Source organism: Acidovorax sp. SUPP3434, assembly GCF_030159015.1.
GTDB lineage: Bacteria > Pseudomonadota > Gammaproteobacteria > Burkholderiales > Burkholderiaceae_C > Paracidovorax.
This window is the reverse complement of sequence record NZ_BQXL01000013.1, coordinates 62,897-79,741: the sequence shown is the minus strand read 5'-3', so window position 1 is coordinate 79,741 and position 16,845 is coordinate 62,897. Positions and strand designations below refer to the sequence as shown.

23 protein-coding genes are annotated in these 16,845 nt (G+C 61.7%); all 23 read left to right on the top strand.

What is annotated here, in order from left to right; translation table 11 throughout:
* The first annotated feature begins 337 nt into the window (after positions 1 to 337).
* The 23 genes from AVKW3434_RS18385 to AVKW3434_RS18275 all read left to right on the top strand — a co-directional run bounded on the left by AVKW3434_RS18385 (position 338) and on the right by AVKW3434_RS18275 (position 16,762).
* On the top strand, positions 338 to 1,420 hold the full coding sequence (locus tag AVKW3434_RS18385) for an ABC transporter ATP-binding protein (RefSeq protein ID WP_272569566.1): 1,083 nt from the start codon (positions 338 to 340) through the stop codon (positions 1,418 to 1,420).
* Position 1,421: 1 nt separating this feature from the next.
* Positions 1,422 to 2,498: an ABC transporter ATP-binding protein gene (locus tag AVKW3434_RS18380; RefSeq protein ID WP_284394149.1), complete on the top strand. Its 1,077-nt coding sequence runs from the start codon at positions 1,422 to 1,424 to the stop codon at positions 2,496 to 2,498.
* Positions 2,495 to 3,391 carry a carbohydrate ABC transporter permease gene (locus tag AVKW3434_RS18375; RefSeq protein ID WP_272549419.1) on the top strand — a complete coding sequence of 299 codons (897 nt, stop codon included), beginning with the start codon at positions 2,495 to 2,497 and terminating at the stop codon, positions 3,389 to 3,391. The genes AVKW3434_RS18380 and AVKW3434_RS18375 overlap by 4 nt, the downstream gene beginning before the upstream one ends.
* Positions 3,384 to 4,196 (top strand): carbohydrate ABC transporter permease, encoded by an 813-nt coding sequence (locus AVKW3434_RS18370; RefSeq protein ID WP_272549418.1) that lies wholly within the window; start codon positions 3,384 to 3,386, stop codon positions 4,194 to 4,196. Before AVKW3434_RS18375 ends, AVKW3434_RS18370 begins: the two co-directional genes overlap by 8 nt.
* Before the next feature lie 151 nt (positions 4,197 to 4,347).
* Positions 4,348 to 4,656 carry a DUF2160 domain-containing protein gene (locus tag AVKW3434_RS18365; RefSeq protein WP_284406979.1) on the top strand — a complete coding sequence of 103 codons (309 nt, stop codon included), beginning with the start codon at positions 4,348 to 4,350 and terminating at the stop codon, positions 4,654 to 4,656.
* A gap of 113 nt (positions 4,657 to 4,769) precedes the next feature.
* The gene (locus AVKW3434_RS18360) at positions 4,770 to 6,500 is read left to right on the top strand and encodes an ABC transporter substrate-binding protein (RefSeq protein ID WP_284394143.1); all 1,731 of its coding nucleotides are present in this window, start codon (positions 4,770 to 4,772) and stop codon (positions 6,498 to 6,500) included.
* A 153-nt stretch (positions 6,501 to 6,653) separates the two neighbouring features.
* Positions 6,654 to 8,246 (top strand): glycerol-3-phosphate dehydrogenase/oxidase, encoded by a 1,593-nt coding sequence (locus tag AVKW3434_RS18355; protein WP_284406978.1) that lies wholly within the window; start codon positions 6,654 to 6,656, stop codon positions 8,244 to 8,246.
* A 194-nt stretch (positions 8,247 to 8,440) separates the two neighbouring features.
* Entirely contained in the window at positions 8,441 to 8,809 is a 369-nt protein-coding gene (rplN, locus tag AVKW3434_RS18350; RefSeq protein ID WP_025596343.1) for a 50S ribosomal protein L14, read from the top strand.
* 9 nt (positions 8,810 to 8,818) lie between these two features.
* Positions 8,819 to 9,139, top strand: coding sequence for a 50S ribosomal protein L24 (gene rplX, locus AVKW3434_RS18345; protein WP_272549412.1), 321 nt, complete (start codon positions 8,819 to 8,821; stop codon positions 9,137 to 9,139).
* Between the two features lie 9 nt (positions 9,140 to 9,148).
* A complete protein-coding gene (rplE, locus tag AVKW3434_RS18340; RefSeq protein WP_272566913.1) occupies positions 9,149 to 9,688 on the top strand; it encodes a 50S ribosomal protein L5 in 540 nt (179 codons plus the stop codon).
* A gap of 8 nt (positions 9,689 to 9,696) precedes the next feature.
* Positions 9,697 to 10,002, top strand: coding sequence for a 30S ribosomal protein S14 (rpsN, locus tag AVKW3434_RS18335; RefSeq protein WP_272549410.1), 306 nt, complete (start codon positions 9,697 to 9,699; stop codon positions 10,000 to 10,002).
* Positions 10,003 to 10,022: 20 nt separating this feature from the next.
* Positions 10,023 to 10,418: a 30S ribosomal protein S8 gene (gene rpsH / locus AVKW3434_RS18330; protein ID WP_005793636.1), complete on the top strand. Its 396-nt coding sequence runs from the start codon at positions 10,023 to 10,025 to the stop codon at positions 10,416 to 10,418.
* Between the two features lie 24 nt (positions 10,419 to 10,442).
* Positions 10,443 to 10,976, top strand: a complete 534-nt coding sequence (rplF, locus tag AVKW3434_RS18325; RefSeq protein ID WP_284406977.1) for a 50S ribosomal protein L6 — start codon at positions 10,443 to 10,445, stop codon at positions 10,974 to 10,976.
* A gap of 11 nt (positions 10,977 to 10,987) precedes the next feature.
* A complete protein-coding gene (rplR, locus tag AVKW3434_RS18320) occupies positions 10,988 to 11,353 on the top strand; it encodes a 50S ribosomal protein L18 (RefSeq protein WP_272549407.1) in 366 nt (121 codons plus the stop codon).
* Between the two features lie 17 nt (positions 11,354 to 11,370).
* Positions 11,371 to 11,889: a 30S ribosomal protein S5 gene (rpsE, locus tag AVKW3434_RS18315; protein ID WP_272549406.1), complete on the top strand. Its 519-nt coding sequence runs from the start codon at positions 11,371 to 11,373 to the stop codon at positions 11,887 to 11,889.
* A gap of 14 nt (positions 11,890 to 11,903) precedes the next feature.
* Positions 11,904 to 12,086 carry a 50S ribosomal protein L30 gene (gene rpmD, locus AVKW3434_RS18310; protein ID WP_056670941.1) on the top strand — a complete coding sequence of 61 codons (183 nt, stop codon included), beginning with the start codon at positions 11,904 to 11,906 and terminating at the stop codon, positions 12,084 to 12,086.
* Between the two features lie 10 nt (positions 12,087 to 12,096).
* A complete protein-coding gene (gene rplO, locus AVKW3434_RS18305; RefSeq protein WP_272569571.1) occupies positions 12,097 to 12,528 on the top strand; it encodes a 50S ribosomal protein L15 in 432 nt (143 codons plus the stop codon).
* A gap of 23 nt (positions 12,529 to 12,551) precedes the next feature.
* Positions 12,552 to 13,871: a preprotein translocase subunit SecY gene (secY, locus tag AVKW3434_RS18300; RefSeq protein ID WP_284406976.1), complete on the top strand. Its 1,320-nt coding sequence runs from the start codon at positions 12,552 to 12,554 to the stop codon at positions 13,869 to 13,871.
* A gap of 149 nt (positions 13,872 to 14,020) precedes the next feature.
* Positions 14,021 to 14,134 (top strand): 50S ribosomal protein L36, encoded by a 114-nt coding sequence (rpmJ, locus tag AVKW3434_RS18295; protein ID WP_011793797.1) that lies wholly within the window; start codon positions 14,021 to 14,023, stop codon positions 14,132 to 14,134.
* A gap of 22 nt (positions 14,135 to 14,156) precedes the next feature.
* Positions 14,157 to 14,522, top strand: a complete 366-nt coding sequence (gene rpsM / locus AVKW3434_RS18290) for a 30S ribosomal protein S13 (RefSeq protein WP_056670935.1) — start codon at positions 14,157 to 14,159, stop codon at positions 14,520 to 14,522.
* An 18-nt stretch (positions 14,523 to 14,540) separates the two neighbouring features.
* Positions 14,541 to 14,945: a 30S ribosomal protein S11 gene (rpsK, locus tag AVKW3434_RS18285; protein WP_011793799.1), complete on the top strand. Its 405-nt coding sequence runs from the start codon at positions 14,541 to 14,543 to the stop codon at positions 14,943 to 14,945.
* Positions 14,946 to 15,034: 89 nt separating this feature from the next.
* Positions 15,035 to 15,658 (top strand): 30S ribosomal protein S4, encoded by a 624-nt coding sequence (rpsD, locus tag AVKW3434_RS18280; RefSeq protein WP_272566916.1) that lies wholly within the window; start codon positions 15,035 to 15,037, stop codon positions 15,656 to 15,658.
* A 111-nt stretch (positions 15,659 to 15,769) separates the two neighbouring features.
* Positions 15,770 to 16,762, top strand: coding sequence for a DNA-directed RNA polymerase subunit alpha (locus AVKW3434_RS18275; RefSeq protein ID WP_272549398.1), 993 nt, complete (start codon positions 15,770 to 15,772; stop codon positions 16,760 to 16,762).
* The last annotated feature ends 83 nt before the right edge of the window (positions 16,763 to 16,845 follow it).

Here is a 16,845-nt window from a genome sequence, read left to right as displayed (position 1 = left end):
ACTTCCGAATGGCAAAAGGGGAATGGAGGGGCGGCGACAGCATGCGGCGCTTTTGGAAGGCTGAGACTAGAGGCAACGCCTCGGTCGGTAAAGGAGGGGAATGCCGGACTGGGCATTTGTGACACAGGGGGAAACCCGGAACCCGGTCCCGGCCGGATGCGGCCCGCCGCATCGCAGCGTTGAAGCGAACGAAAACGAATCAATCAAGGGTAAACCTTGATTCGATACGAACGAAAAAGAACAAAAATGAAGCCATTCGAAGCGCGCAGGTTCCGTCAGGCACTGCGCGTTTTGCACGTTCAACTGGCCGCAAGGGGCCTTCAGGAAAGGTTGCGTGATGCAACTGGTAATGGACCGCATCAGCAAGCGGGTGGGAGCGCAGACCTGGCTCCATGGCATGGACATGGCGCTGCACAGCGGTGCGGTGACCGTGCTGCTGGGCGCCACGCAGGCCGGCAAGACCAGCCTGATGCGCATCATGGCGGGGCTGGACACGCCCACCGAAGGCCGGGTGCGCGTCGATGGTGTCGATGTGACCGGCGTGCCCGTGCGCGAGCGCAACGTGGCCATGGTGTACCAGCAGTTCATCAACTACCCTTCCATGACGGTGGCCGACAACATCGCCTCGCCGCTCAAGCTGCGGGGCGACAAGGGCATCGCCGAGCGCGTGCGCGCCCTGGCCGAGCGGCTGCACATCGACATGTTCCTGAACCGCTATCCGGCCGAGCTGTCGGGCGGGCAGCAGCAGCGCGTGGCGCTGGCCCGGGCCCTGGCCAAGGGCGCGCCGCTCATGCTGCTGGACGAGCCCCTGGTCAACCTCGACTACAAGCTGCGCGAGGAACTGCGCGACGAGCTGACCCAACTGTTCGCGGCTGGCGACTCCACCGTGGTCTATGCCACCACCGAGCCGGGCGAGGCCCTGCTGCTGGGCGGCTATACCGCCGTGCTGCACGAGGGCGAACTGCTGCAGTACGGCCCCACGGCCGAGGTCTTCCATGCCCCGAGCTCGCTGCGCGTGGCCCGCGCCTTCAGCGACCCGCCGATGAACCTGATCGCCGCGGATGCGGCCGCGGGCGGCGTGCGCATGGCCGGTGGCGGCCTGCTGGCGCTGCCGCAGGGTTTGCCGGCGGGCAGCGCCGCGACGGGCCTGACCGTCGGCGTGCGGGCGAGTGCCCTGCGTCTGCAGGCACGCCCCGGCGACGTGGCGGTGGCCGGCACGGTGGAGCTGGCCGAAATCTCGGGCTCGGACACCTTCGTGCATGCGCACACGCCCTGGGGCGAACTCGTGGCGCAGGTCACGGGCGTGCACTACTTCGACCTGGGTGCGGCCATCACGCTGCACCTGGCACCGGGCGAAGCCTATGTCTTCGGCGCCGACGGCGCCTTGCTGCTGGCGCCCGCGCGCCGGGGAGGGCGCTGAGATGGCGCGCATCAATCTGGATCTGGCGCACGCCTACAAGCCCAACCCGCAGCAGGACAGCGACTACGCGCTGCTGCCGCTGTCGATGGAGTTCCGCGACGGCGGCGCCTATGCCTTGCTGGGCCCCTCGGGCTGCGGCAAGACGACCATGCTCAACATCATGTCGGGCCTGCTCGTGCCCTCGCAGGGGCGCGTGCTGTTCGACGGCAAGGACGTCACCCACGCGAGCCCGCAGGAGCGCAACATCGCCCAGGTGTTCCAGTTCCCGGTGATCTACGACACCATGACGGTGGCTGAGAACCTCGCCTTTCCGCTCAAGAACCGCAAGGTGCCTGAGGCCCAGATCCGCCAGCGCGTCGGCCAGATCGCCGAGATGCTGGACATGAGCGGGCAGCTCGACCAGCGCGCCTCGGGCCTGGCCGCCGATGCCAAGCAGAAGATCTCGCTCGGGCGCGGCCTGGTGCGCTCCGACGTGGCGGCCGTGCTCTTCGACGAGCCGCTCACGGTGATCGATCCGCACCTCAAGTGGCAGCTGCGTCGCAAGCTCAAGCAGATCCACCACGAACTCAAGCTGACCCTGATCTACGTGACCCACGACCAGGTGGAGGCGCTGACCTTCGCCGAAGAGGTGGTGGTGATGACGCGCGGGCGCGCCGTGCAGGTGGGCGCGGCCGATGCGCTGTTCGAGCGGCCGCAGCACGTCTTCGTGGGCCACTTCATCGGCTCGCCGGGCATGAACTTCCTGCCCGCGCAGGGCGAAGCGGATGCGATCGTGGTCGCGGGCCACCGCCTGGCGCGGCCCGCGGGCAAGGCCCTGCCGGCCGGCGCGCTGCAGGTGGGCGTGCGCCCCGAGTACCTGGCCATCGCCGCGGCCGGGCAGCCCGGCGCGCTGCCCTGCACGGTGGAGAAGGTGCAGGACATCGGCACCTACTTCCTGCTCACCGCCCGTGTGGGCGAGCACACGCTCAAGGCCCGCCTGGGCACGGGCGAGGCGGTGCCTTCGGCGGGCGACACGGTCTGGCTGCAGGTGCTGGGGCGCCACACCTGCTTCTATCAAAACGAGGAGTTGCTGGCATGAGCACCACGACCAAGCCCGTGAACCAGAAGGCCTGGTTCCTGATCCTGCCCGTCATCCTGTGCGTGGCGTTCTCGGCCATCCTGCCGCTGATGACCGTGGTCAACTACTCGGTGCAGGACATCATCTCGCCCGAGCGGCGCGTGTTCGTCGGCACCGAATGGTTCGCCGCCGTGATGCGCGACGAAGAGCTGCATGCGGCCCTGTGGCGCCAGATCACGTTCTCGCTCGCCGTGCTGGCGGTGGAGATCCCGCTGGGCATCTGCCTGGCGCTGTCCATGCCCGCGCAGGGCTGGAAGTCCTCCGCCGTGCTGGTGACGGTGGCGCTGTCGCTGCTGATCCCGTGGAACGTGGTGGGCACCATCTGGCAGATCTACGGCCGTGCCGACATCGGTCTGCTGGGCGCCGCGCTGCAGTACATCGGCATCGACTACAGCTACACCGGCAACGCCACGCAGGCCTGGCTCACCGTGCTGGTGATGGACGTGTGGCACTGGACGCCGCTGGTGGCGCTGCTGTGCTTCGCCGGGCTGCGCTCGATTCCCGACGCCTACTACCAGGCCGCGCGCATCGACGGTGCGAGCAAGTTCGCCGTGTTCCGCTACATCCAGCTGCCCAAGATGCGCGGCGTGCTGATGATCGCGGTGCTGCTGCGCTTCATGGACAGCTTCATGATCTACACCGAGCCCTTCGTGCTCACCGGCGGCGGGCCGGGCAATGCCACCACCTTCCTCAGCCAGTACCTCACGCAGAAGGCCGTGGGCCAGTTCGACCTGGGCCCGGCGGCGGCGTTCTCGCTGATCTACTTCCTCATCATCCTGCTGCTGTGCTTCATCCTCTACAACTGGATGCAGCGCGTGGGCACCGACGCACAGACCGGAGCCGGCCATGAATGAAAAGCGTTTTCGCAAGCGGAGCCTCTTCCTTGCGGCCTATATCGTCTTCGCGCTGCTGCCCATCTACTGGATGGTCAACATGAGCTTCAAGACGAACGCGGAGATCCTCTCCACGTTCTCGTTCTTTCCCCAGCACTTCACCTGGGACAACTACAAGACCATCTTCACCGACGAGTCCTGGTATTCGGGCTACATCAACAGCCTGATCTACGTGGCCATCAACACGGTGATCTCGCTCACCGTGGCGCTGCCGGCGGCCTATGCGTTCTCGCGCTACCAGTTCCTGGGCGACAAGCACGTGTTCTTCTGGCTGTTGACCAATCGCATGACGCCGCCCGCGGTGTTCCTGCTGCCGTTCTTCCAGCTCTACACGACCGTGGGGCTGATGGACACGCACATCGCCGTGGCGCTGGCCCACCTGCTGTTCAACGTGCCCCTGGCGGTGTGGATCCTGGAAGGCTTCATGACCGGCATCCCGCGGGAGATCGACGAGACGGCCTACATCGACGGCTATAGCTTCCCGCGCTTTTTCCTGACCATCTTCCTGCCGCTCATCAAGGCCGGCGTGGGCGTGGCGGCGTTCTTCTGCTTCATGTTCAGCTGGGTCGAGCTGCTGCTGGCGCGCACGCTCACCAGCGTGAACGCCAAGCCCATCGTGGCGACGATGACGCGCACCGTGAGCGCCTCCGGCATGGACTGGGCCACCCTGGCCGCGGCCGGTGTGCTCACCATCGTGCCGGGCGCCATCGTCATCTGGTTCGTGCGGCACTACATCGCGAAGGGTTTCGCGATGGGCCGGGTTTGACGTGTGAAAGGGAGCACAAGCATGAATCACACACTTTCACCGCAGAGCGCGCGATGCGTCCAAGGCCAGCGGCAGTCGTGGAGCGGGCTTGGCCCGGCCACCCGCTGCGTCCCCCTCAGGGTAAGCGCCGCAGGCGCTCAGGGAGGTACCCATGTTTGAGTGGATGGCCTGGACCACGCCGGTGGCCGTTTTCTTCCTGTGCATCGTGATCATGCTGGCCGGCATGACGGTGTGGGAAATCAAGTCCCCCACCCTGCTCCGGCGTGGCTGGCTGCCGCTGGCGACGACGCGCGGCGACCGCCTCTTCATCGGCCTGCTGGCCGCCGCCTATGTGAACCTGGCCTTCGTGGGCATCAGCGGGCACCTGGTGCAGTGGTTTTCGCTGTCGGCCGAGCCGTCGATCTGGATCAGCTTCGTACTGTCGATGGCCTTGCTGGTGCTGATCCTGCGCAAGGGCTGACGGCGCGGTTGCCGGGAGTTTTTTCTGCCGCCGGTCCGACCCATCCCCCGGACCCGGCGGCCGCTGGAATGCAAAGGGGAGTCGATTCAACTGACTATCAGGAGACAAGCACTATGAAGATGCAGTATTCGGCGCTGGCGTTGGCCGTCGCGGTCCTGGCCGGCAACACGGCCATGGCGGGCGAGGCGGAAGCCAAGAAGTGGGTGGACAGCGAATTCCAGCCGTCCACGCTGGCCAAGGACCAGCAACTGGCCGAGATGAAGTGGTTCATCGACGCGGCCAAGAAGCTGCAGGCCAAGGGCGTGAAGGAAATCTCGGTGGTGTCGGAAACCCTGACCACGCACGAGTACGAGTCCAAGACGCTGGCCAAGGCCTTCGAGGAGATCACCGGCATCAAGGTCAAGCACGACCTGATCCAGGAAGGCGACGTGGTCGAGAAACTGCAGACTTCGATGCAGTCGGGCAAGTCGATCTACGACGGCTGGATCAGCGACTCCGACCTGATCGGCACGCACTACCGCTACGGCAAGATGATGAACCTGACCGACTACATGTCGGGCGCCGGCAAGGAGTTCACCAACCCTGGCCTGGACCTGAAGGACTTCATCGGCACCAAGTTCACCACCGCGCCGGACGGCAAGCTCTACCAGCTGCCCGACCAGCAGTTCGCCAACCTGTACTGGTTTCGCGCCGACCTGTTCGAGCGCAAGGACTTGAAGGACAAGTTCAAGGCCAAGTACGGCTACGACCTAGGCGTGCCGCTGAACTGGAGCGCCTACGAAGACATCGCCGAATTCTTCAGCAACGACGTGAAGACCATCGACGGCAAGGCCATCTACGGCCACATGGACTACGGCAAGAAGGACCCCTCGCTCGGCTGGCGCTTCACCGACGCCTGGCTGTCCATGGCGGGCGCTGCCGACATCGGCACGCCCAATGGGCTACCGATCGACGAATGGGGCATCCGCGTGGCGGCGGACAAGTGCACGCCCGTGGGCGCCTCGGTGTCCCGCGGCGGCGCGACCAACTCGCCCGCGGCCGTGTACGCGCTCACCAAGTACGTGGACTGGATGAAGAAGTACGCGCCCAAGGAAGCCATGGGCATGACCTTCGGCGAATCCGGCCCCGTGCCCGCGCAAGGCCAGATCGCCCAGCAGATCTTCTGGTACACCGCCTTCACCGCCGACATGGTCAAGCCCGGCCTGCCTGTGGTGAACGCCGACGGCACGCCCAAGTGGCGCATGGCGCCCGGCCCCAACGGCCCGTACTGGAAGCCCGGCATGCAGAACGGCTACCAGGACGTGGGATCGTGGTCGTTCTTCAACGGCCATGACGCCAACAAGACGGCCGCCGCCTGGCTCTACGCCCAGTTCGTGACTGCCAAGACCGTCTCGCTCAAGAAGACCATCGTGGGCCTGACGCCCATCCGCGAGAGCGACATCCAGTCCAAGGCCATGACCGACATGGCGCCCAAGCTCGGCGGCCTGGTCGAGTTCTACCGCAGCCCGGCCCGCGTGGCCTGGTCGCCCACCGGCACCAACGTGCCCGACTACCCCAAGCTCGCGCAGCTGTGGTGGAAGAACGTGGCCCAGGCCGTCACGGGCGAGAAGACCCCGCAGGGCGCCATGGACACGCTGGCCGACGAGATGGACCAGGTCATGGCCCGCCTGGAGCGCGCCGGCATGGCCCATTGCGCACCCAAGCTCAATCCCAAGGGCGATCCTGCCAAGTGGCTGAGCGACAAGGCCGCCCCCTGGGCCAAGCTGGCCAACGAAAAGCCCAAGGGCGAAACCATTGCCTACGACCGCCTGCTGCAGGCCTGGAAGGACGGCAAGGTGCGCTGACCCGGCAGGATGGGCCGGCGCCCACGCACCGCCGGCCTGATTTGCCCACCTCCCGCCCTCGTCCTTGTCTGCAAGGGCCTGGGCGGATTTGTTTTTTGCGGTGAATCAAGGGTTAACCCTTGGTTTTTCCGAGACGCATGGACAATCGATCCCATGAATACCGTGACCACCCCCCTGTATACCAAGCGCTCCGAACTGCTGGCTCGGCTGGCCGAGCCCCGCCTCTACGACCTGGCGGTGATCGGGGGCGGAGCGACAGGCCTGGGCGTGGCACTGGACGCGGCCGCGCGGGGCTTCAGCGTGGTCTTGGTGGAGTCGCACGATTTCGCCAAGGGAACATCCTCCCGCGCCACCAAGCTGGTGCACGGGGGCGTGCGCTATCTGGCGCAGGGCAATATATCCCTCGTGCGCGAAGCGCTGCACGAGCGCACCACGCTGCTGAACAACGCCCCCCACCTGGCGCAGCCGCTGCCTTTCGTGATGCCGTCCTACCGCTATTGGGAAACGCCGTTCTACGGCGTGGGGCTCAAGGCCTACGACGTTCTGGCGGGCAAGGCCGGCCTGGGCGCCACCGAATTCCTGGGCCGGGAAAGCACCTTGCGCCTGCTGCCCACGGCCCGCAAGGAAGGGCTCAAAGGCGGGGTCAAGTACTGGGACGGCCAGTTCGACGACGCCCGGCTGGCGCTCGCCTTGGCCCGTACGGCGGCGCAGCGCGGGGCCTTGCTCGTCAACTACTGCTCTGCCCGCGATCTGGTGCACGAGTCCGGCAAGGTGGCGGGTTTCACCTGCGAGGACCGCGAAACCGGCACCACCTATACCGTTCGCGCGAAATGCGTGGTCAATGCCACCGGTGTGTGGGTGGACGCGTTCCGCCAGCAGGATGCCGCGGCGCTCGGACGCCCCGCCAAGCCCATCGTGGCCCCCAGCCAGGGCGTGCACATCGTGGTGGACCGCGAGTTCCTGCCTTCCGACCATGCGCTCATGGTGCCCAAGACCGCCGATGGCCGGGTGCTGTTTGCCGTGCCGTGGCTGGGCAAGGTCATCCTGGGGACGACCGACAGCCCGCGCCAGGATCTGGCCCGCGAGCCCTTACCGTTCAAGGAGGAAGTGGCGTTCATCCTCAGCGAATCCGCCCGCTACCTGACCCGGGCGCCCGCGCCTTCGGATGTGCGCAGCATCTGGGTCGGATTGCGTCCTCTGGTCAAGCCGCAGGACGACGACAATGAAAACACGAAGAGCATCAGCCGCGAGCACACCGTGATCGCCAGCGCGAGCGGACTGGTCACCGTCACCGGCGGAAAATGGACCACGTACCGCGCCATGGCGGAGGACGTGTTGCAAAAATGCTTCACTGCGGGGTTGCTGGCGGAACGCCCCAGCGGCGTGACGCGCCATCTTCCCCTCGTGGGCTCGCCCCAGCAGGCGGTGCAGCACCGCATCAGCGCGCCCCAAGGCCTGCACTCCTATGGCAGCGAGGCATCCTTCATCGACGGCCTGCCAGGCGCGGACGCCGCGCTGTCAGAGGGGCTGACCGAGGCAATGGTGCGATTCGCCGCCCGCTACGAGTACGCCCGCACGGTGGAAGATGTGCTGGCCCGCCGCAGCCGGATGCTTTTCCTGGATGCGGCCCAAGCCGCTCGTCTGGCCCCGCGCGTGGGTGAGATCCTGCGCGAGGAGCTCGGCCTCGCCCCCCAACTGGAGGTGTTTCAGGCGTTGGCCCGGCAGTATTTGGACGTCCCGTTGTGAAGTGCTTGACGCCAGTTGCGCTTTTTGACAAAATCGAGGGCTTCGCGTTTCAAGCGCGAGGTTTCTGCCCAGCGGGAAGTGCTGCAAATGGTTTGCGGCATGGACGACGGGCCCAAGACTGATTGGCTGATCTTCAGCCCTTGAGACGTTCTCTGGGGCTGTCAATCCTGCCGGTGCAAGTTGGGAATATTGAAATGATCCAGACAGAATCTCGGTTAGACGTTGCCGACAACACCGGCGCGAAGTCCGTCCTGTGCATCAAGGTGCTGGGTGGTTCCAAGCGTCGCTACGCCAGTGTCGGCGACATCATCAAGGTGAGCATCAAGGAAGCCGCTCCGCGTGGCCGCGTCAAAAAGGGCGAGGTCTACAGCGCAGTGGTGGTTCGTACGGCGAAGGGTATTCGCCGTGGCGACGGTTCGCTCGTCAAATTCGATGGCAACGCAGCAGTGTTGCTCAATGCAAAGCTGGAGCCCATCGGCACCCGCATCTTCGGGCCCGTGACGCGTGAACTGCGTACCGAGAAGTTCATGAAGATCGTGTCCCTGGCTCCTGAAGTTCTCTGAGGACGCGCCATGAACAAGATTCGCAAGGGCGACGAAATCGTTGTGCTCACCGGGCGCGACAAGGGCAAGCGCGGCACGGTGTCGCTGCGCAAGGATGACTCCTATCTGGTCATCGACGGCATCAACCTGGTCAAGAAGCATGTCAAGCCGAATCCCATGAAGGGTACGACCGGCGGCATCGTGGAAAAGGCCATGCCGATCCATCAGTCCAACGTGGCCATCTTCAATGCGGCTACCGGCAAGGCTGATCGTGTAGGTATCAAGGTGCAGGCTGATGGTGCGCGCGTTCGCGTGTTCAAGTCCAGCGGCGCTGAAATCAAGGCGGCCTAAGGAGTCAACATGGCACGACTGCAACAACACTACCGCGAAAAAATCGCCCCCGAACTCGCCAAGCAGTTCGGTTACACCTCTCCGATGCAAGTCCCTCGGCTGACGAAAATCACCCTGAACATGGGTGTGAGCGAAGCCGTGTCGGACAAGAAGGTGATGGACAACGCTGTCGCCGATCTGACCAAGATCGCTGGCCAGAAGCCCGTGGTGACCAAGGCCAAGAAGGCCATCGCCGGTTTCAAGATCCGCGAAGGCCAGGCCATCGGCTGCATGGTTACCCTGCGTGGCGTTCAGATGTACGAATTCCTGGATCGTTTCGTGACCGTGGCTCTGCCCCGCGTCCGTGACTTCCGCGGTATCTCCGGCCGGGCTTTCGATGGCCGTGGCAACTACAACATCGGTGTCAAGGAACAGATCATTTTCCCTGAAATCGAGTACGACAAGGTGGATGCCTTGCGCGGTCTCAACATCAGCATCACCACGACGGCGCGTAGCGATGAAGAAGCGAAGGCGCTTCTCGCTGGTTTCCGTTTCCCGTTCAAGAACTGAGGCAGCGTATGGCTAAAGTAGCTTTGATCCAGCGCGAACTGAAGCGCGAAAAATTGGCCGCCAAGTACGCAGCAAAGTATGCGGAATTGAAGGCAGTTGCCAGCGACATGAAGCGCAGCGATGAAGAGCGTGAAGCAGCCCGTCTGGGTCTGCAAAAGCTCCCACGCAACGCCAACCCCACGCGTCAGCGCAACCGTTGCGAAATCACCGGTCGCCCACGTGGCACGTTCCGCCAATTCGGTCTGGCTCGCGCAAAGATCCGTGAACTGGCTTTTGCCGGCGACATCCCTGGTGTCACCAAGGCCAGCTGGTAAGCGGGCAGGAGAGATACAACATGAGCATGAGTGATCCCATCGCTGACTTGCTGACCCGCATTCGCAACGCGCAAATGGTGTCCAAGGCAACCGTGCTGGTGCCGTCTTCCAAAGTGAAGATCGCCATCGCACAAGTGCTGAAGGACGAGGGTTATATCGACGGCTTCCAGGTCAAGACCGAAGCCGGCAAGTCCGAACTTGAAATCGCACTGAAGTACTACGCCGGTCGTCCGGTGATCGAGCGTATCGAGCGCGTGAGCCGTCCTGGCCTGCGTGTGTACAAAGGCCGTGATTCCATCCCGCAAGTCATGAACGGTCTGGGTGTGGCAATTGTCACGACGCCCAAGGGCGTGATGACCGATCGCAAAGCGCGCGCTACCGGTGTCGGCGGCGAAGTGCTTTGCTACGTCGCTTAAACGTGGCATTGAGGAGTAACTGAAATGTCCCGCGTAGGAAAAATGCCGGTGATCATCCCCGCAGGTGTGGATGTGTCCATCAAGGACGACCAGATCAATGTGAAGGGTACGGGCGGCACGCTGTCGCTGACCCAGAGCGCGCTTGTGAAGGTCTCCATCAAGGACGGCAAGCTCAGCTTTGAGCCTGTCAACGAGTCCCGTGAAGCGAATGCCATGAGTGGCACGATCCGCCAGTTGGTGAACAACATGGTGGTGGGTGTCAGCAAGGGCTTCGAAAAGAAGCTGAACCTGATCGGCGTGGGCTACAAGGCCCAGGCTGCAGGTGCCAAGCTGAATCTTAGCGTGGGTTACTCGCACCCCGTGAACTTCGAAATGCCTGCTGGCATCACGGTTGCGACTCCAACCCCGACCGAAATCGTGATCAAGGGTGCCGACCGCCAGCGCGTCGGCCAATTGGCCGCTGAGATCCGTGCCGTTCGTCCACCCGAGCCCTACAAGGGCAAAGGCATCCGTTATTCGGACGAAAAAGTCACGATCAAAGAGACCAAGAAGAAATAAGGAGCTGCAACATGTTGACCAAGAAAGAGCAGCGTCTTCGTCGTTCGCGCCAGACCCGCATTCGCATTGCGCAGCAAGGCGTGGCGCGTTTGACGGTGAACCGCACGAACCTTCACATCTACGCCAGTGTTATCTCCGGCGACGGCAGCAAGGTCCTGGCCAGCGCATCGACGGCAGAAGCCGATGTGCGCAAGTCCCTCGGTGGCTCTGGCAAGGGTGGCAATGCCACCGCTGCCCAGATCATCGGCAAGCGCATCGCTGAAAAGGCGAAGGCGGCCGGCATCGAGAAGGTTGCATTCGATCGTGCAGGTTTTGCCTATCACGGCCGCGTCAAGGCTTTGGCCGACGCTGCACGTGAAGCTGGCCTGCAGTTCTAAGCGGAGCGAAATACAAAATGGCTAAATTTCAACCCAAAGTGCAGAGCGAAGGTCAGGACGACGGTCTGCGCGAAAAAATGATCGCGGTGAACCGCGTGACCAAAGTCGTGAAGGGTGGCCGTATTCTCGGTTTCGCCGCACTGACTGTGGTCGGCGACGGTGATGGCCGCGTCGGCATGGGTAAGGGCAAGTCGAAAGAAGTGCCCGCAGCCGTGCAAAAGGCAATGGAAGAAGCTCGCCGCAATCTGGTGAAGGTGTCGCTCAAGAACGGCACCATCCACCATCAAGTGACGGGCCACCATGGTGCTGCACACGTGATGATGGCTCCAGCCCCTAAGGGTACGGGCATCATTGCGGGCGGCCCGATGCGTGCTGTGTTCGAAGTGTTGGGCATCACCGACATCGTGGCCAAGAGCCACGGTTCGTCGAACCCCTACAACATGGTCCGCGCAACGTTCGATGCGCTGGTGCATTCCACGACCCCCTCGGAAGTGGCAGCCAAGCGCGGCAAGTCGGTCGAAGACATCTTCGCCTGAACGGAGTTGAGCAAATGACTACGCAACAAACCGTCAAGATTCAACTGGTGCGCAGCCCGATCGGCACCAAGGAATCGCACCGTGCCACCGTACGCGGCCTGGGCCTGCGCAAGCTGAACAGCATCAGCGAACTGCAGGACAGCCCTGAAGTGCGCGGCATGATTAACAAGATCAGCTATCTGGTCAAAGTCCTCTGAGAGGTTGATGATGGAACTCAATAGCATCAAGCCTGCAGACGGAGCCAAGCATGCCAAGCGCCGCGTTGGTCGCGGCATCGGTTCTGGTCTGGGCAAGACCGCGGGTCGCGGTCACAAGGGTCAAAAATCGCGTTCTGGCGGTTACCACAAGGTGGGCTTCGAAGGCGGTCAAATGCCTCTGCAGCGTCGCCTGCCCAAGCGCGGCTTCAAGTCCCATCTGCTGAAGTTCAATGCAGAAGTGACCCTGACGGCGCTGGACCAACTGGGTCTTGCTGAAGTCGACCTGCTGGCGCTCAAGAGCGCCGGTTTGGTGGGTCAGCTGATCAAGGTGGTGAAGGTAATCAAGAGTGGCGAACTGAGCAAGTCGGTCAAGTTGACCGGCATCGGTGCAACGGCGGGCGCGAAGGCGGCCATCGAAGCTGCCGGCGGCAGCCTGGCTTGAATACGTTCTGAAGGAACGCATCCGTGGCTACTAACGCAGCTCAAATTGCGAAAACCGGTAAGTTCGGCGATTTGCGTCGCCGGCTGGTTTTTCTGCTGCTGGCGTTGGTCGTGTACCGCATCGGAGCGCACATTCCCGTGCCGGGCATTGATCCGGCGCAGCTGCAACAGCTGTTCAGTGGCCAGCAGGGTGGCATTCTGAACCTGTTCAACATGTTCTCGGGTGGAGCGCTCTCGCGCTTCACGGTTTTCGCTCTGGGGATCATGCCGTATATCTCGGCGTCGATCATCATGCAGCTGATGACCTACGTCGTTCCGACGTTCGAGCAGCTGAAGAAGGAAGGCGAAGCAGGGCGGCGCAAGATCACGCAATACACGCGTTATGGAACGCTGGGTTTGGCCATATTCCAGTCGCTGGGCATCGCTGTGGCTCTGGAGAGTTCCGCAGGGCTGGTGCTGAGTCCCGGTTTCGGGTTTCGCATGACGGCCGTGGTGAGCTTGACGGCTGGCACGATGTTCCTGATGTGGTTGGGTGAGCAGATCACAGAGCGTGGCTTGGGTAACGGGATTTCGATCCTGATCTTCGCAGGTATCGCTGCGGGGCTGCCGAGTTCTATCGGTGGATTGCTGGAGCTGGTGCGTACAGGTGCGATGAGCATCCTGGCTGCGATTTTCATCGTGCTGATCGTGGCGGCAGTGACCTATTTCGTCGTGTTTGTCGAAAGAGGTCAGCGAAAGATTCTCGTGAATTACGCGAGGCGCCAGGTGGGCAACAAGGTGTATGGCGGGCAATCGTCGCATCTGCCTTTGAAGCTCAACATGGCTGGGGTGATTCCGCCGATCTTTGCTTCGTCGATCATTTTGTTGCCGGCCACGGTGGTGAACTGGTTCAGCGCGGGTGAGTCGATGCGTTGGTTGCGTGACATTTCTGGAGCACTGACCCCGGGTCAGCCGATCTATGTGATGTTCTACGCAGCGGCCATTGTGTTCTTCTGCTTCTTCTACACCGCATTGGTGTTCAACAGCCGGGAGACTGCAGACAACTTGAAGAAGAGTGGTGCCTTCATTCCTGGGATTCGTCCTGGAGAACAGACGGCTCGCTATATCGACAAGATCCTGGTTCGCTTGACGCTGGCTGGAGCGGTGTACATCACCTTTGTGTGCTTGCTCCCCGAGTTCATGATCTTGAAGTACAACGTGCCGTTCTATTTTGGTGGCACGTCTTTACTGATCATTGTGGTGGTCACCATGGACTTCATGGCCCAGGTGCAGAATTACATGATGTCGCAGCAGTACGAGTCGTTGCTCAAGAAGGCCAACTTCAAAGCAACACCTGGCAACTGAGTCAGTCATAAGTGGAATCTTGGCAAATGCGCTATAGTGGCGGGTTGGCCTTGGTGGATACGGTTTATTGATGCCTCCGAGTCATCGCGGGCGCAAATTGTGTTCCGCGCAGTGGGCCGGGACGAAAAGACGAGTTTTAGGAGAATGAAATGAGAGTTTCGGCTTCGGTCAAGAAAATCTGCCGCAACTGCAAGATCATCCGCCGCAAAGGTGTGGTGCGCGTGATCTGCACGGACATGCGCCATAAGCAGCGCCAAGGTTGATTGAAAGTATTAGAGGACGCATATGGCACGTATCGCTGGCATTAATATTCCGCCGCATCAGCATGCTGAAATCGGCTTGACCGCCATTTTTGGCATCGGTCGCACCCGCGCTCGCAAGATCTGCGAAGCCTGTGACATCGCTTATTCCAAGAAGATCAAGGATCTGACGGACGGCGATCTCGAAAAGATTCGCGATCAGATCGCGCAGTTCACCATCGAAGGTGATCTGCGTCGCGAGACCACGATGAACATCAAGCGCTTGATGGACATTGGCTGCTACCGCGGCTTCCGCCATCGTCGCGGTCTGCCCATGCGTGGTCAGCGTACGCGCACGAATGCTCGTACCCGCAAGGGGCCGCGCAAGGGTGCTGCGGCGCTGAAGAAGTAAAAAGATTGAAAGATCAACATGGCAAAGTCTCCCGCCAATAACGCTGCACAGCGCGTTCGCAAGAAGGTTCGCAAGAACGTTTCGGACGGTATCGCGCACGTGCATGCTTCGTTCAATAACACCATCATCACGATCACCGATCGCCAAGGCAATGCCTTGTCCTGGGCGTCGTCGGGTGGTCAAGGGTTCAAGGGTTCGCGCAAGTCCACGCCGTTCGCTGCACAGGTTGCATCCGAAGTCGCGGGTCGTGCTGCCATTGAACAAGGCATCAAGAATCTTGATGTCGAGATCAAGGGCCCAGGCCCTGGTCGTGAATCGTCGGTGCGCGCGCTGGGCGCCCTGGGTATCCGCATCACGTCGATCTCTGACGTGACGCCGGTTCCCCATAACGGCTGCCGTCCGCAAAAGCGCCGTCGCATCTAATTTTTATAAGCCCACCGCCACCTGATTGCTTTAGCAGCAGGTGGCTCCCGCAATGATGTTGCGGAAGATGACAATCCAAGGAAGCTCAAGTGGCACGTTACCTCGGCCCCAAGGCCAAACTCTCCCGCCGTGAAGGCACTGACCTGTTCCTGAAGAGCGCTCGCCGCTCTATCGCGGACAAGGCCAAGTTCGACTCCAAGCCAGGTCAGCATGGCCGCACCTCCGGTGCTCGCACGTCCGACTATGGTCTGCAACTGCGCGAAAAGCAGAAGGTCAAGCGAATGTATGGCGTGCTGGAAAAGCAATTCCGCCGCTATTTCGAAGCCGCTGATCGCCGCAAGGGCAACACCGGTGCCAACCTGCTGTTCCTGCTGGAATCCCGCCTGGACAACGTGGTGTATCGCATGGGCTTCGGTTCCACGCGCGCAGAAGCACGCCAGCTGGTTTCGCACAAGGCCATCACGGTGAACGGTCAGTCCGTCAACATCGCCTCGTACCTCGTCAAGACGGGCGATGTGGTGGCTGTGCGCGAAAAGTCCAAAAAGCAAGGTCGCGTGGTCGAAGCCTTGCAGCTGGCCCAGCAAGTGGGTATGCCGGCTTGGGTGGAAGTGAATGCCGACAAGGCCGAAGGTATCTTCAAGAAGGTCCCGGATCGTGACGAATTCGGCGCTGACATCAACGAATCCCTGATCGTTGAACTCTATTCGCGCTAAGCATTTAGCGCACATTCGAGAAAATTGTTCCTATACCGCGAGGCATCGCGGTATAGGCGCTTCACCAGCCTTACCGGTGTAACGAGCTGGGGGTATTGAGAGGAAGTCTGAATGCAAACCAATTTGCTGAAACCCAAGGCGATCAATGTCGAGCAGCTTGGCCACAATCGTGCCAAGGTCGCGTTGGAGCCCTTTGAGCGCGGCTATGGCCACACTCTGGGCAATGCCATTCGCCGTGTTCTGCTCTCGTCCATGGTGGGTTACGCAGCAACGGAAGTCACGATCGCAGGTGTCTTGCACGAGTATTCATCCATCGATGGTGTGCAGGAAGATGTTGTCAACATCTTGTTGAATCTCAAGGGCGTGGTGTTCAAGCTCCACAACCGCGATGAAGTCACGCTGAGCCTTCGCAAGGACGGTGAGGGTGTGGTCACTGCGCGGGATATCCAGACGCCCCATGACGTTGAAATCGTCAACCCTGATCACGTCATTGCCCATCTGTCGCAGGGCGGCAAGCTGGACATGCAGATTAAGGTAGAAAAAGGCCGTGGCTATGTGCCAGGCAATCTGCGCCGTTATGCCGATGAATCGACGAAGTCGATCGGTCGCATTGTGCTGGATGCATCTTTTTCCCCGGTCAAGCGCGTGAGCTACACCGTGGAAAGCGCCCGCGTTGAGCAGCGCACCGATCTGGACAAGCTGGTTGTCGAAATCGAAACCAATGGTGCCATCACGGCGGAGGATGCCGTGCGCGCATCCGCCAAGATTTTGGTGGAGCAATTGGCTGTGTTTGCGCAGCTCGAGGGCGGCGAATTGGCCGCATTCGATGCGCCAGCAGGTCCTCGCGGCAGTGCAACGTTCGATCCGATCTTGCTGCGCCCTGTGGACGAGTTGGAATTGACAGTGCGCTCCGCCAACTGCTTGAAGGCCGAGAACATTTACTACATCGGTGACCTGATCCAGCGCACCGAGAACGAGTTGTTGAAGACGCCTAATCTGGGCCGTAAGTCGCTCAATGAAATCAAGGAAGTCTTGGCTTCCCGTGGTTTGACTCTGGGAATGAAGCTGGAGAACTGGCCACCTGCAGGCCTCGACAAGCGTTAAGTTATAATTTTGGACTCCCCTCGATGGGAGCCAGTGCCTTGGGCAGTACCTGATACGGCTGCCCGATTTAATTACTCATAAGG

What these genes read in the sequence shown, in the direction of transcription:
- AVKW3434_RS18375 (WP_272549419.1), top strand. Translation starts at nt 2,495, where the DNA reads ATGAGCACCACGACCAAGCCCGTGAACCAGAAGGCCTGGTTCCTGATC.
- rplR (WP_272549407.1), top strand. Translation starts at nt 10,988, where the DNA reads ATGTTGACCAAGAAAGAGCAGCGTCTTCGTCGTTCGCGCCAGACCCGC.
- rpmJ (WP_011793797.1), top strand. Translation starts at nt 14,021, where the DNA reads ATGAGAGTTTCGGCTTCGGTCAAGAAAATCTGCCGCAACTGCAAGATC.
- AVKW3434_RS18365 (WP_284406979.1), top strand. Translation starts at nt 4,348, where the DNA reads ATGTTTGAGTGGATGGCCTGGACCACGCCGGTGGCCGTTTTCTTCCTG.
- AVKW3434_RS18380 (WP_284394149.1), top strand. Translation starts at nt 1,422, where the DNA reads ATGGCGCGCATCAATCTGGATCTGGCGCACGCCTACAAGCCCAACCCG.
- rpsM (WP_056670935.1), top strand. Translation starts at nt 14,157, where the DNA reads ATGGCACGTATCGCTGGCATTAATATTCCGCCGCATCAGCATGCTGAA.
- rplO (WP_272569571.1), top strand. Translation starts at nt 12,097, where the DNA reads ATGGAACTCAATAGCATCAAGCCTGCAGACGGAGCCAAGCATGCCAAG.
- rplN (WP_025596343.1), top strand. Translation starts at nt 8,441, where the DNA reads ATGATCCAGACAGAATCTCGGTTAGACGTTGCCGACAACACCGGCGCG.
- rplE (WP_272566913.1), top strand. Translation starts at nt 9,149, where the DNA reads ATGGCACGACTGCAACAACACTACCGCGAAAAAATCGCCCCCGAACTC.
- rpsK (WP_011793799.1), top strand. Translation starts at nt 14,541, where the DNA reads ATGGCAAAGTCTCCCGCCAATAACGCTGCACAGCGCGTTCGCAAGAAG.
- rpmD (WP_056670941.1), top strand. Translation starts at nt 11,904, where the DNA reads ATGACTACGCAACAAACCGTCAAGATTCAACTGGTGCGCAGCCCGATC.
- rpsH (WP_005793636.1), top strand. Translation starts at nt 10,023, where the DNA reads ATGAGCATGAGTGATCCCATCGCTGACTTGCTGACCCGCATTCGCAAC.
- rpsN (WP_272549410.1), top strand. Translation starts at nt 9,697, where the DNA reads ATGGCTAAAGTAGCTTTGATCCAGCGCGAACTGAAGCGCGAAAAATTG.
- AVKW3434_RS18385 (WP_272569566.1), top strand. Translation starts at nt 338, where the DNA reads ATGCAACTGGTAATGGACCGCATCAGCAAGCGGGTGGGAGCGCAGACC.
- rplF (WP_284406977.1), top strand. Translation starts at nt 10,443, where the DNA reads ATGTCCCGCGTAGGAAAAATGCCGGTGATCATCCCCGCAGGTGTGGAT.
- AVKW3434_RS18360 (WP_284394143.1), top strand. Translation starts at nt 4,770, where the DNA reads ATGAAGATGCAGTATTCGGCGCTGGCGTTGGCCGTCGCGGTCCTGGCC.
- AVKW3434_RS18275 (WP_272549398.1), top strand. Translation starts at nt 15,770, where the DNA reads ATGCAAACCAATTTGCTGAAACCCAAGGCGATCAATGTCGAGCAGCTT.
- rpsE (WP_272549406.1), top strand. Translation starts at nt 11,371, where the DNA reads ATGGCTAAATTTCAACCCAAAGTGCAGAGCGAAGGTCAGGACGACGGT.
- AVKW3434_RS18355 (WP_284406978.1), top strand. Translation starts at nt 6,654, where the DNA reads ATGAATACCGTGACCACCCCCCTGTATACCAAGCGCTCCGAACTGCTG.
- rplX (WP_272549412.1), top strand. Translation starts at nt 8,819, where the DNA reads ATGAACAAGATTCGCAAGGGCGACGAAATCGTTGTGCTCACCGGGCGC.
- AVKW3434_RS18370 (WP_272549418.1), top strand. Translation starts at nt 3,384, where the DNA reads ATGAATGAAAAGCGTTTTCGCAAGCGGAGCCTCTTCCTTGCGGCCTAT.